The 12,677-nt window shown below is 72.0% G+C and carries 12 protein-coding genes; 6 read left to right on the forward strand and 6 right to left on the reverse strand.

Annotated elements, in window-relative coordinates:
- Positions 1-118: 118 nt before the first annotated feature.
- Genes gcvP through glyA form a run of 4 tightly spaced genes read left to right on the forward strand, consistent with a single transcriptional unit; the run spans position 119 to position 5,702 of the window.
- Positions 119-2,947 carry an aminomethyl-transferring glycine dehydrogenase gene (gcvP, locus tag JHE00_RS19450; RefSeq protein WP_200320022.1) on the forward strand — a complete coding sequence of 943 codons (2,829 nt, stop codon included), beginning with the start codon at positions 119-121 and terminating at the stop codon, positions 2,945-2,947.
- Between the two features lie 3 nt (positions 2,948-2,950).
- Positions 2,951-4,030, forward strand: coding sequence for a glycine cleavage system aminomethyltransferase GcvT (gene gcvT / locus JHE00_RS19455; RefSeq protein WP_200320024.1), 1,080 nt, complete (start codon positions 2,951-2,953; stop codon positions 4,028-4,030).
- Between the two features lie 19 nt (positions 4,031-4,049).
- A complete protein-coding gene (gcvH, locus tag JHE00_RS19460; RefSeq protein WP_200320026.1) occupies positions 4,050-4,424 on the forward strand; it encodes a glycine cleavage system protein GcvH in 375 nt (124 codons plus the stop codon).
- Positions 4,425-4,430: 6 nt separating this feature from the next.
- The gene (gene glyA / locus JHE00_RS19465; RefSeq protein ID WP_200320028.1) at positions 4,431-5,702 is read left to right on the forward strand and encodes a serine hydroxymethyltransferase; all 1,272 of its coding nucleotides are present in this window, start codon (positions 4,431-4,433) and stop codon (positions 5,700-5,702) included.
- A 411-nt stretch (positions 5,703-6,113) separates the two neighbouring features.
- On the opposite strand, the gene JHE00_RS19470 is transcribed toward glyA, so the two are convergent.
- Together JHE00_RS19470 and JHE00_RS19475 are read right to left on the reverse strand one after the other, a co-directional pair.
- Complete coding sequence (locus tag JHE00_RS19470) at positions 6,114-6,776, reverse strand: O-methyltransferase (protein WP_200320030.1); 663 nt, start codon at positions 6,774-6,776, stop codon at positions 6,114-6,116.
- Between the two features lie 57 nt (positions 6,777-6,833).
- A complete protein-coding gene (locus JHE00_RS19475) occupies positions 6,834-7,052 on the reverse strand; it encodes a hypothetical protein (RefSeq protein WP_200320032.1) in 219 nt (72 codons plus the stop codon).
- Between the two features lie 184 nt (positions 7,053-7,236).
- On the opposite strand from JHE00_RS19475, the gene JHE00_RS19480 reads away from it, so the two are divergent.
- Positions 7,237-8,463 (forward strand): NAD(P)/FAD-dependent oxidoreductase, encoded by a 1,227-nt coding sequence (locus tag JHE00_RS19480; protein WP_200320034.1) that lies wholly within the window; start codon positions 7,237-7,239, stop codon positions 8,461-8,463.
- Here the strand turns inward: JHE00_RS19480 and JHE00_RS19485 are convergent.
- Together JHE00_RS19485 and JHE00_RS19490 are read right to left on the reverse strand one after the other, a co-directional pair.
- A complete protein-coding gene (locus tag JHE00_RS19485; protein WP_200320036.1) occupies positions 8,431-9,684 on the reverse strand; it encodes a Bcr/CflA family multidrug efflux MFS transporter in 1,254 nt (417 codons plus the stop codon). The genes JHE00_RS19480 and JHE00_RS19485 overlap by 33 nt on opposite strands.
- A gap of 250 nt (positions 9,685-9,934) precedes the next feature.
- On the reverse strand, positions 9,935-10,582 hold the full coding sequence (locus JHE00_RS19490) for a hypothetical protein (RefSeq protein WP_200320038.1): 648 nt from the start codon (positions 10,580-10,582) through the stop codon (positions 9,935-9,937).
- A 198-nt stretch (positions 10,583-10,780) separates the two neighbouring features.
- Here JHE00_RS19490 and JHE00_RS19495 point away from each other — a divergent pair, with 198 nt between their 5' ends.
- Entirely contained in the window at positions 10,781-10,924 is a 144-nt protein-coding gene (locus tag JHE00_RS19495) for a hypothetical protein (RefSeq protein ID WP_200320040.1), read from the forward strand.
- Positions 10,925-10,931: 7 nt separating this feature from the next.
- On the opposite strand, the gene JHE00_RS19500 is transcribed toward JHE00_RS19495, so the two are convergent.
- Together JHE00_RS19500 and JHE00_RS19505 are read right to left on the reverse strand one after the other, a co-directional pair.
- Positions 10,932-11,588: a hypothetical protein gene (locus JHE00_RS19500; RefSeq protein WP_200320042.1), complete on the reverse strand. Its 657-nt coding sequence runs from the start codon at positions 11,586-11,588 to the stop codon at positions 10,932-10,934.
- Between the two features lie 14 nt (positions 11,589-11,602).
- On the reverse strand, positions 11,603-12,616 hold the full coding sequence (locus JHE00_RS19505; RefSeq protein ID WP_200320044.1) for a DNA polymerase III subunit beta family protein: 1,014 nt from the start codon (positions 12,614-12,616) through the stop codon (positions 11,603-11,605).
- Positions 12,617-12,677 lie beyond the last annotated feature (61 nt).

Below are 12,677 nucleotides of genomic sequence, written 5' to 3' on the forward strand. Positions count from 1 at the left end.
AGCCTCACCCAAGGTGAAAGCCGTGCGTACGCGCGGTGAAACTCTCAGGTGCCATGACAGAGGGGGAGTTCCCAGTACGGACGGGTGTTTCAACCGTGCGCGAGACAAGGAGCTCCTCATGTCGTCGACCTTCGCCGCCCGCCACATCGGCCCTGGCGAGGCCGAGCAGGCCAAGATGCTCGCCGAGTGCGGCTACGGCAGCCTCGACGCGCTCGTGGCGGCGGCCGTGCCCTCGGCCATCCGCACGCCGGGCGAGCTGGACCTTCCCGCTCCCGCCTCCGAGGTGGAGGCCATCGCCGAACTGCGTGCGCTCGCGGGCCGCAACCGGCCGATGACGCAGCTGATCGGCCTCGGCTACCACGACACGGTCACACCCGCGGTCATTCGCCGCAACGTGCTCGAGAACCCGGCCTGGTACACGGCGTACACGCCCTACCAGCCGGAGATCTCGCAGGGCAGGCTCGAGGCGCTGCTCAACTTCCAGACCATGGTCGCCGACCTCACGGGCCTGACCACCGCCAACGCCTCGATGCTCGACGAGTCGACCTCCGTCGCCGAGGCCATGATGCTGATGCGCCGGGCGTCCAAGTCGAAGTCCCAGGTCGTCGTGCTCGACGCGGAGTGCCTGCCGCAGACCATCGCGGTGGTGCGCGCGCGGGCCGAGGCCGTCGGCATCGAGGTGGACGTCCGGGACCTCGCGCAGGGCCTGCCCGAGGAGTTCTTCGGCGTGGTCGTGCAGTACCCGGGCGCGTCCGGCGTACTGCGCGAGCCCGGCTTCTACTCGGGCATCGGTGAGGCCGCGAAGGTGGCGGGCGCGCTGTACTGCGTGGCCGCCGACCTGCTCGGGCTCACCCTGCTCACGCCGCCGGCCGAGTTCGGCGCCGACCTCGCGGCGGGCAACACCCAGCGCTTCGGAGTGCCGCTCGGCTACGGCGGCCCGCACGCCGGCTACCTCGTGGTGCGCTCGGGCCTGGAGCGCTCGCTGCCGGGCCGCCTGGTCGGTGTGTCGATCGACGCCGGTGGCGCGTCCGCCTACCGGCTCGCGCTGCAGACCCGCGAGCAGCACATCCGCCGCGAGAAGGCCACCAGCAACATCTGCACCGCCCAGGTGCTGCTCGCGGTGATCGCCTCGATGTACGCCGTCTACCACGGTCCCGACGGGCTCAAGCGCATCGCCGAGCGCGTGCACGGCCACGCGGCCGGGCTCGCCACCGCGCTGCGTGCCGCGGGCGTCGAGGTGGTGCACGAGCGGTTCTTCGACACCGTGCTGGCGAAGGTGCCGGGCCGGGCGGCCACCGTGGTCGCGGCGGCCAGGGAGGCCGGGATCAACCTCGGCCAGGACGGCGACGATCATGTTCGCGTGGCCGTGGACGAGACCACCACGCCCGCCGTGCTGGAGTCGGTGCTGCGCGCGTTCGGCGCCGACGGCACGCCCGAGCCGGGCAGTGCGCTGGCGGACGGGCTCACGCGCACCAGCGAGTACCTGACGCATGAGGTGTTCCACACCCACCGTTCCGAGACCGCGATGCTGCGCTATCTGCGCGGGCTCGCCGACTCGGACTACGCGCTCGACCGCGGCATGATCCCGCTCGGCTCGTGCACGATGAAGCTCAACGCCACCACCGAGATGGAGCCGATCACCTGGCCCGAGTTCGCGGGCCTGCACCCGTTCGCACCAGCCGAGGACGCCGAGGGCTACCACGAGCTCGTCGGCCAGCTCTCGCGGTGGCTGTGCGAGGTCACCGGTTACGACAGCGTCTCGCTGCAGCCCAACGCGGGCAGCCAGGGCGAGCTCGCGGGCCTGCTCGCGATCCGCGCCTACCACCGCGCCAACGGCCAGGCCGAGCGCGACGTGTGCCTCATCCCGTCGTCGGCGCACGGCACCAACGCGGCCTCGGCGGTGCTCGCGGGGATGCGCGTGGTCGTGGTGGCCTGCACGGCGGAGGGCAACGTCGACCTCGACGACCTGCGTTCCAAAGTGGACAAGCATCGCGACACGCTCTCGGCGATCATGGTCACCTACCCGTCCACACACGGCGTGTACGAGACCGACATCTCCGAGCTCTCGCGCATCGTCCACGACGGCGGCGGCCAGGTCTACGTCGACGGCGCCAACCTCAACGCGCTGCTGGGGCTGGCCAAGCCCGGTGAGTTCGGCGGCGACGTCTCGCACCTGAACCTGCACAAGACGTTCTGCATCCCGCACGGCGGCGGTGGGCCCGGCGTCGGCCCGGTCGCGGTGCGTGCGCACCTCGCGCCGTACCTGCCCAACCACCCGCTGCTGCCGTCGGCGGGACCGGAGACCGGCGTCGGCCCGATCTCGGGCGCACCGTACGGCTCGGCGTCGATCCTGCCGATCTCGTGGTCCTACGTGCGGATGATGGGCGCGCAGGGGCTCACCAGCGCCACCCAGGTGGCCGTGCTCGCCGCCAACTACGTCGCCTCGCGCCTCGCCCCGCACTACCCGGTGCTCTACACGGGACAGAACGGGCTCGTCGCCCACGAGTGCATCCTCGACCTGCGCGGGCTGACCAAGCAGACGGGCGTGACCGTGGAGGACGTGGCCAAGCGGCTCATCGACTACGGCTTCCACGCGCCGACCATGTCCTTCCCGGTGGCGGGCACCCTCATGGTGGAGCCCACCGAGAGCGAGGACCTCGGCGAGATCGACCGGTTCTGCGACGCGATGATCTCCATCCGCCGCGAGATCGACGACGTCGCGTCGGGCCGCTGGGCCGTGGAGCAGAGCCCGCTGCGGGGCGCGCCGCACACCGCCGAGCAACTCGCCGGGGACTGGGACCTGCCCTACGATCGGGCCCTCGCGGTCTACCCGGGCAAGACGGCGGCCAAGGGCAAGTACTGGTCACCGGTGCGGCGCATCGAAGGTGCCTACGGCGACCGCAACCTGGTGTGCTCCTGCCCGCCCATCGACTCCTACGAGGGCTGATACATGAAGACCGCACTGCACGAGGTCCACACCGGACTCGGTGCCTCCTTCACCGACTTCGCGGGCTGGTCGATGCCCGTTCGCTATTCGAGCGAGCTGGCCGAGCACCGCGCCGTGCGCGAGGCGGCGGGGCTGTTCGACCTCTCCCACATGGGTGAGATCGAGGTGAGCGGCCCGCAGGCCGCCGACGCGCTCGACTACGCCTTCGTCGGCAAGCTCTCGGCCGTCAAGCCGGGCCGCGCGCGCTACACGATGCTGTGCGACGAGACCGGCGGCGTGCTCGACGACCTGGTGATCTACCGGCTCGCCGAGGACCGCTACCTGGTGGTCGCCAACGCGGGCAACGTCGCCGTGGTGGCGGCCGAGCTCGACGCGCGGGCGCGCGACTTCGACGCGCGGGTGGACGACCGCTCCGCCGACACGGCGCTGATCGCGGTGCAGGGTCCCGCGTCGGCGGCGATCGTCGGCAAGCTCGCCGACGCCGATCTGTCGGAGCTCAAGTACTACGCCAGCATCCCCGCCGTCGTCGGCGGCCACGACGTGCTGCTGGCCCGTACCGGCTACACCGGCGAGGACGGCTTCGAGCTCTACGTGCCCAACGAACACGCCGCCGCCGTGTGGCGCGTGCTCACCGAGGCCGGCGAGCCGCACGGTCTGCTGCCCGCGGGGCTCGCGTGCCGGGACACGCTTCGCCTCGAGGCGGGAATGCCGTTGTACGGCAACGAACTGAGCACCGAGCTGACTCCCTTCCACGCAGGCCTCGGCCGCGTGGTGAAGTTCGACAAGCCCGGCGACTTCGTCGGCAGGGCCGCACTCGACACGCGCCGCGAACCGGACCGCGTGCTCGTCGGCCTCACGGGCAGCGGCCGTCGCGCACCCCGGCACGGCTACCGCCTGCTCGCCGACGGCGAGGACGTCGGCGAGATCACCAGCGGCGCGCTGTCGCCGACCCTGGGCCACCCCATCGCGCTGGCCTACGTGCGGCCCGAGTTCGCCGAGCCCGGCACGGCGCTGTCCGCCGACGTCCGGGGACGCCCGGAGCCCGTCAAGGTAGTCTCGCTGCCCTTCTACCAGCGTTCCTGAGAGCTTTCGAAAGGTCGTCATGAGCATTCCCGAGAACCTGAGCTACACCAAGGAACACGAGTGGGTCCGCGTGGAGGACGGCGTCGCGACGGTCGGTGTCACCGCGTTCGCGGCCGAGTCGCTCGGCGACGTCGTGTTCGTGCAGCTGCCCGAGGCCGGCGCCGCCGTGACGGCGGGGGAGAGCTGCGGCGAGATCGAGTCCACCAAGTCGGTCAGCGAGCTGTACTCGCCGGTCACCGGTGAGGTCACCGAGGTCAACGATGCGGTGGTCGACGGACCGGAGCTCGTCAACGCAGACCCGTACGATCAGGGCTGGCTGTTCCGCGTGCGCACCGACGCGCTGCCGGAGCTGCTCGACGCAGCCGCGTACGCCGCACTCACCCAGGAGGACTGAGGAAGAATGAGCTCGTTCGACGCTGATCTGTCCACTGTGGACCCGGAGGTGGCCGACGCGGTCGCCGCCGAGCTTCACCGCCAGCAGTCGACCCTGGAGATGATCGCCTCGGAGAACTTCGCGCCCGCGGGCGTGCTGGAGGCGCAGGGCTCCGTGCTCACCAACAAGTACGCCGAGGGATACCCCGGCAAGCGGTACTACGGCGGCTGCGAGCACGTCGACGTGGTGGAGACGCTGGCGATCGAGCGGGCCAAGGAGCTCTTCGGCGCCGAGCACGCGAACGTCCAGCCGCACTCCGGCGCGCAGGCCAACGCCGCCGCGATGGTCGCGTTGCTGCAGCCGGGCGACACCATCCTCGGGCTGGACCTCGCGCACGGCGGGCACCTCACGCACGGCATGAAGCTCAACTTCTCGGGCAAGCTCTACAACGTCGTCGCCTACCATGTCGACAAAGAGACCGGGCTCGTCGACATGGCCGAGGTCGAGCGCCTCGCGGCCGAGCACAAGCCCAAGCTCATCATCGCGGGCTGGTCGGCCTACCCGCGTCAGCTGAACTTCGCGGAGTTCCGCCGCATCGCCGACTCGGTGGAGGCCAAGCTGATGGTGGACATGGCCCACTTCGCGGGCCTCGTCGCCGCGGGCCTGCACCCCAGCCCCGTGCCGCACGCCGACGTGGTCACCACGACGACGCACAAGACGCTGGGCGGTCCGCGCGGCGGCATCGTGCTCAGCAGGGCCGAGTACGCCAAGAAGATCAACTCCGCGGTGTTCCCCGGCCAGCAGGGCGGGCCGCTCGAGCACGTGATCGCCGGCAAGGCGGTGGCGCTGAAGATCGCCGCGAGCGAGGAGTTCCGCGAGCGTCAGCAGCGGGTGCTCGAGGGTGCGCGCATCCTCGCCGACCGGCTGTCCCAGCAGGACTGCGTGTCCGCGGGCGTCCGGGTGCTCACCGGTGGCAGCGACGTGCACCTGGTGCTCGTCGACCTCGTGGAGTCCACATTGGATGGAAAGCAGGCCGAGGATCGCCTGCACTCCATCGGGATCACGGTGAACCGCAACGCGGTGCCGTTCGACCCGCGCCCGCCGATGGTCACCTCCGGCCTGCGGATCGGCACCCCGGCGCTGGCCACCCGCGGCTTCGGTGCCGAGGACTTCACCGAGGTCGCCGACGTGATCGCGCTGGCGCTGCGCCCGGACGTCGACGACGCGACCCAGGCCGAACTGCGCTCGCGTGTGGACGTGCTCGCGCAGAAGCACCCGCTGTACGCCGACCTGGGCTGAGCTCGCGGGGGCGACCGCGAGCAGTAGTGAGCACCCGGCCCGGCCGGGGCGCCGAACCGGCGTCCCCGCCGGGCCGAATGCGTGCGGTGCCCCGCCCGGCCGGGCAACGCCGTCGAGGCGCCCCCCTGGGCGCCTGACTGGGCGCGGCGCGGACCGACCGGCGAGTCGCGAGTCCCCCACCCCGGCGCGCGAGTCCCCCGCCCCGGCGCGCGAGTTGCCCGCCCCGGCGCGCGAGTTGCCCGCTCAGGCTCGCGATCGCGCGGCACCCTCCGCCTGCGGCGCCCCGGACCGGGCAACTCGCGGTCTGGAGTGCTGACCTCACGTGCCTGAGCGGGGGACTCGCGTGCCCCAGCGGGGGACTCGCGAACCGGAGTGCGGGACTCGCGTGCCTGAGCGGGGGACTCGCGGGGGTTAGCCCGTTACCAGGGCTATGGCGAGGCCGTCGTAGCCCTTGGTGCCCACCGTTTGCAGGGCGGTGGCGTCGACGCGCGGCTCCGCCGCCATCAGGTCGGTCATGTGCTGGACGCCGCGCACCGACGCGTCGGAGCTGCCGGGGTCGGCGACCTTGCCCGCCCGCACCACGTTGTCGACCACGATCACGCTGCCAGGGCGGGTCAGCTCGAGCGCCCAGCGGAAGTAGTCCGGGTTGCTGGGCTTGTCGGCGTCGACGAACACGAGGTCGAAGGGTGCGGTGTCGCGCAGCTCCGGCAGCGTGTCGACGGCGCGGCCGACGCGCAGGTCGATGCGGTCGGCGTAGCCGGCGTTCGCGAAGTTGCGGCGCGCGACGTCGGCGTGCGCGGGATCGGCCTCGAGCGTGACGACGCGACCGTCCTTCGGCAGCGCCTTGGCCAGCCACAGCGTGCTGTATCCGCCGAGCGTGCCGATCTCCAGGATCGTGCGGGCGCGGGCGATGCGGGCGAGCAGGTAGAGGAACTTGCCTTGGTTGGGGGCGACGGCGATGGCGGGCAGCCCGGCGTCGTCGCTGGCCTTCAGCGCGGCGTCGAGCGCGGGGTCGGACGGAACGAGCTGCGTGGCGAAGTAGTTGTCGACGGCGTCCCAGGTTTGCTGCGTCATGGTGCCGAGCTTAGGGGATGAGCCGCGATCTTGATCGTCCACAGTGGAACAAGCGGATTATTCTTCTTGTGCTTCGGTCTCCTCGGCGCGGGCCACCTGCACCACCGCGTCGCGCAGGGCCGCGCGCAGGCGCCCGACGTCCAGCGGGGCGAGCACCGCGGTTTCACCCGGTGGCGCGACCACCACCACGCGGTCGGCGCTCACGAAGACGGTCATCTCGCGTTTACGGCCTGCCAGATCCCGGCAGGAGATCGCCCACTCGTCCCGCACCGTCACGTCGATAGCCTCTCGTCTCGTCCCCGGTCTTCTTCGTGCGTGCGAGGGTGCGACGGGCGTGCCCGGCAGCCATGACGCGAAACTCCGCGAAACTGGCATATCAGTTTTTCGGCCCGCGACGGTACTCGCCACAGGTGTAGCGTCGAGTGGTCCACATCACGGTTCTCGTTGGGGAGGGATCAGGATGTCCGAGCCCAAGCGCATCGTCATCGTCGGCAGCGGGCTCGCCGGCGCGGGTGCCGCGGCCGAGCTGCGCGAGCGCGGTTACTCGGGTGAGGTGCTGGTACTGGGCTCCGAGACACATCGCCCGTACGAGCTGCCGCCGTTGTCCAAAGGGCTGCTGCTCGGTGACACCGACGAGCCCGACTGGGTCCGCGACGAGAAGTTCTTCCCGGCGCACGACATCGACCTGCGCGGAGGCGTCACGGCCACGCGGGTCGAGCAGGAGGAGCGCTTCGTGCTCGACGCGAACGGCGACGAGCACCGCTACGACCGGCTGTTGCTGGCCACCGGCTCCCGCCCGAAGCGGCTGCCGGTGCCCGGCGCGGACCTGCCAGGGGTCCGCACGCTGCGCACCCTCGACAGCGCGCTCGGGCTGCGCGAGGCGTTCCGCAAGGCGGACCGCGTGGTGATCATCGGGGCGGGCTGGATCGGTACCGAGGCCGCGGCCGCGGCACGCAAGCACGACGCCGAGGTGACGGTGGTGGACCAGGCCGAGCTGCCGCTGCGGGCCGCGCTCGGCGACGAGGTCGCCACGGTGTTCCGCGACCTGCACACCGAGCACGGCGTCACCTGGCGGCTCGGAGCGGCCATCGACGAGGTGACCGGCGACGCCGACGGCGTGCGCGGTGTCCGCCTGGGTGACGGCACGGAACTGCCCGCCGACGTGGTGCTGGTGGCGGTGGGCGCGGCGCCGCGCGTCGAGCTCGCCGAGTCGGCCGGTCTCGAGCTGACCGCCGCCGACGGCGGCGTGGCCGTGGACGCGGGGCTGCGCACCGCCGCACCGGACGTCTACGCCGCGGGCGACATCGCCTCGCACTTCCACCCCCGCTACGGCCAACGGGTGCGCGTCGAGCACTGGGCCAACGCGAAGAACCAGGGCGCGCACGTGGCGGGCAACCTCATTGGCGAGAACGAGCCGTACCTGCGCAGCCCGTACTTCTTCACCGACCAGTACGACCTCGGCTGTGAGTACCGGGGGCTGGCCGACCCTGCGACCGACGAGCTCGTGGTGCGTGGCGACCTCGCTGCCAGGGAGTTCGTGGCTTTCTGGCTGCGCGACGGTCAGGTGAGCGCGGCAATGAACGTCAACGTGTGGGACGGCGGCGACGAGCTGCAGGCGCTCGTCGACGGCAGGGTCGGGGTGTCGGCCCAGCGGCTACGCGAGGCCGACCTGGGGGAGCTGGTCTGAGCTGCGCCTGCGCGCGAGCACGCCGACGCTGACCAGGGCGAGCAGGCCGAACAGCGTCATCAGCATGGCCATCGGCAGCGCCGACTTCTCGCCGGACAACCCGGCCAGCGGCGAGGTCAGGCCGCCGACGGTGAACTGCAGGACGCCCAGCAGCGCCGAGGCGGAGCCCGCCATCTCGGGGTGGTCGTTCAGCGCGAGTGAGGTGGCGTTGGGCATCACGAGCCCGGCGCTGGCGACCGCGACGAACAGGGCGGGCAGCACCGCTTCCAGCCCGAGGCCGGAGAGCGCGGCGACGAGGACGGCGAACGAGCCCGCGGCGTTGCCCGTGAGCCCCACGAACAGCAGCGTGCGCTGGCGGACGCGGCCGACGAGCCTGCCGTTGACCTGTCCGGCGAGCACGAGGCCGACGGCCCCGGTGCCGAAGACGAAGCCGTACTCCTGCGGGTCGAGGCCGTAGGTGGTCTGCAGCACGAACGACGACGCCGAGATGTAGGTGAACATCGCGGCGAAGGAGAGACCGAGGCCGAGGCCGTAGCCGACGAACACGCGGTCGCGCAGCAGTCTGGCGTAGCCGCGCACGATGGCGCGCGGGTTCGCGGGCCTGCGCCGGTGCTCGGGCAGCGTCTCGGGCAGTGCGAATGCGGCGACCACCAGCAGCAGCGCGCCGAAGGCGGCCAGCGCGCCGAAGATGCCGCGCCACGACGTCAGCGCCAGCAGCTGGCCGCCGAGCACGGGCGCGAGGATCGGGGCCAAGCCGGTGACCAGCATGAGCATCGAGAAGAACCGGGCCATGGCGATGCCGGAGAAGAGGTCGCGGACGGCGGCGCGGGAAATCACCATGCCCGCCGCGGCACCGAACGCCTGCAGCACTCTCGCCGCGATGAGCAGTTCCACCGAGGGGCTGACGACGCACAGCACCGAGGCGACGACGAACACGGCGACACCGGCGAGCAGCGGCTTGCGCCTGCCGTAGGCGTCCGACAGTGGGCCGAGCACGAGCTGGCCGATGCCGACGCCCAGGACGAACGCGGCGAGCGTGAGCTGCAGCGTGGCGTCACCGGTCCGCAGATCGCCCGCCATCGCGGGCAGGGCGGGCAGGTACATGTCGATCGACAGCGGACCGAACGCGGTGAGGCCACCGAGGACCAGTGCGTAGCGGGCGGTGCGGGTGCGGCGGGTCTGGGGCGGGGATGCGGGTCTGGTCGCGGTCTCGGTACTCACGTACCGGGACAACTTGCATAGGGGTGCTAAATATTCCTGAAACGAATGATTGCCCGTTCGGCCTAGTGCACTGCTGAACCAATCGGTTCATCTTGATGAACAACCGGTTCGCGCTGGGGGCGGACCGGTGCAGGACAGGGCCCGCCACCACCAGGGGCGGGCCCGCGCGGAGCCCCGGTGCCCCTCCCCCCTCGGCCGGGGCTCCGCGACCCCTGACGAGCGGTGTGCCCCGTCGCGGAGCCGCGGGAGCTCAGTACCAGGCGGTGCGGACGGCGACGTTGTGCGTGCGGCCCTCGGAGCCCTGCCGGTTGGCCATCGTCCACACCTCGGACGGGGCCTCGGGCCAGCCGTAGAGGTAGTCGTCGTTGCCGCAGCCGTAGTTCGGCGGGAAGCCGTCGACGGTCGGCAGGTCGTCGTGCAGCTCGATCACGCGCGTGCACTGCCTGCCGTCGACCAGCTCGACGTACCACGGGGTGGACTCGAGCTCGGGCGTCGCGGGCGGCGCCGGAGGCGGGGAGCCCGGCACGACGGGTGTGCTGTCGTCGACGACCGAGAGCCGCACGGCCTCGTCGCGCGCCGGGTTCTGCGTGCACACGGCCACCGTGGGGTCGGTGGGGTCGAGGAAACACGGATCGTGCAGCACCTGCAGCGAGCTGATGCAGCGGCGCGCGGCCGGGTTGCTCGTGATGACCGTGGTGGGCGAGCACTTCGCCTCCACGTCCGAGAGGATGTTCAGTTCGGGGGAGATCTCGCCGGTCGCGGTGAAGGGGTTGGTGACCTTCCACTCCGTGGCCTCGACGGGTGCGTTCTGCCCGAATCGTTCCCCGCCGCCGCAGGCGCTCACCAGGAGCAGCAGTATCGCGAGCCCCGGCACCCACCTCAGCACGTCGTGCCGCACGTCCTGACGCCTCCCGTCGTCGACCGCGCCGAGCCCGGCGCGGGGATCTGAGCCCGAGCGTAACCGCTGGGGTGGCGGTCGCGTGCGGTCCCCCGGGAGGGGCGCTGAGAGCCGCACTCGCGCCGAAGCGGAGGCAGACTGGAGTGACGCCGTCCTCCACCGGCACCCGGTTTCCGTCAGCTCGGGGAAGGCACCGCGATGGAACATTCGCGCATCCTGGCGTTCTCGGCCGCTGCGCTCGGCATCGTCGCGGCCATCATGCTGTCCGACGGATGGTGGTTCCTGCTCGGCCTCATCGGTTTCGTGCTGCTCTTCTTCACCGGTGAGATAAATGAGGACTGACCGTTTTTCAATCCACAGTGGATTCACAGAGCGCCGCGAGCTCACCGAGCCGGCGCTGGTCGGGTTCGGGCAGCCGTCGTTCGGAGTGCAGCATCCTGGCCGACTGGGCGAGGAGCTGCCGGTCGTCGGGGGACCCGGTGTCGCCGTAGTACGCGGGCAGCACCAGGCACAGTGACCGGAGGTCGCGGCGCGCGCACATCGCGTGCAGCAGGTCCTCGAAGCCGGTCGCGGCGGGCGAGGGCTCGATCGCGGACAGCTCGCGCAGTCCCTCGGCGACGCTGTAGCGCAGCCAGTCGCGGTAGGGCCCGGCCGGCAGTGCGGCCAGGTGGCTCGCGGCGAGCCGGTAGTGCTCGCGGGCGGCGTCGTCGTCGCCGAGCTCGCGGTGGCACCGGCCGAGGTTGCCGTGCAGCGAGGCGTGGAACGCGGCCACGCGCTCGTCGCCGACCCGCTGCGCCAGCCGCAGGCACTCGGCGTTCCAGTGCAGGGTCAGCTCCGGCGTGGGCTGGTGCCGGGCCAGGTAGTGGGCGGCAACGCACGCCTCGTAGTCGTCGCTCGCCGCGTCCCACGCCCGTTCGAACAGCTCGCGGGCGGTGTCGTCGGCGCCGTCGGCCTCGGCGCGCATGCCCTCGGTGCACAGGCGGATGACGGGGTTGTCGGGGTTCATGGAGGTCCTTCCGGTCAGGGGTGGGCGACGGGCATGACCAGCGTGGTGAAGCTGCCCTGGTCGGCAGAGCGCACGACGACGGGGCGATCGGCGGCGGTGATCTCGAGCAGCACGTCGGGCCCGACACCGGCCTCCAGCGCGGGGCCGAGCACGGCGGGGTCGAACGCGAGGCGCGCCGGGCCCGCGCACACGGCGGGCAGCGTGGTCCCGCCCGCGTCCAGCTCGTCGGCGCGCACGTCCAGCACCCACGGCGAGGAGCCCGCGTCGACCGCGTCGCGCAGGGCCAGCCGGTCGACGAGCACCCGGTGCGCGGGCTCGCCGAGCGCGCGCAGCACCTCGCGGTAGGCGGGAAAGCTGCCCTCGGCCAGCGGCAGCGGGGCCGTGTCGTCGCCCGCGACGAGCCGGGCCTCGCCGGTGCCGGCCTCGATGGTCACCTCCGGTCTGCGGGTGGCCCACGCCGCGGCCTCGATCAACGCCGGTGCGGGCACCAGCAGCTCGCGCGGTTCACCGTCGGTGGCCAGCGGCTTCAGCTCGCGCACGGCGAGCCGGTAGCGGTCGGTGGCGACCAGGCGGGTCCCGGTAACGGCGAGCTCGATGAGCACGCACCGCAGCTCGGGCACGGCGCCGTCCCGTGCGGCGGCGGGCACCACCTGCCGAACGGCGCTGGCCAGCTCGGGGCCGCCGAGCCGCGTGCGGACCGGTCCGGACGGCGGGAGTGCGCGCAGCAGCTCGGCCAGCGCGGCCCCGGCGGCGTCGGTCTGCTCGCGCAGCCTCGCGGCGTGGGCGTGGAGCAGCTCGCGCGCGGCCTCGGGCGTGCCGTCGAGCACCACGGCCACGTCGGCCAGCGGCACCCCCGCGGCGCGCAGTCCGCGCAGCAGTACGGCTCGCTCCTCCTGTTCGGCGCTGTAGTACCGGTAGCCGGTGAGCGGGTCGACCCGCGCCGGGGCGAGGACTCCGCAGTCGTCGTAGAAGCGCAGGGCACTGGGAGTGAGCCCGACGCGGCGCGCGAACGCGCTGATGCTGTGCATGTGTCCGATTCTGGGCGTTCGAGTCGCTCGAAGGTCAACGATAGGTTGGTCCGCACGGACG

This window comes from Prauserella cavernicola (assembly GCF_016595675.1).
Lineage (GTDB): Bacteria > Actinomycetota > Actinomycetes > Mycobacteriales > Pseudonocardiaceae > Prauserella_A > Prauserella_A cavernicola.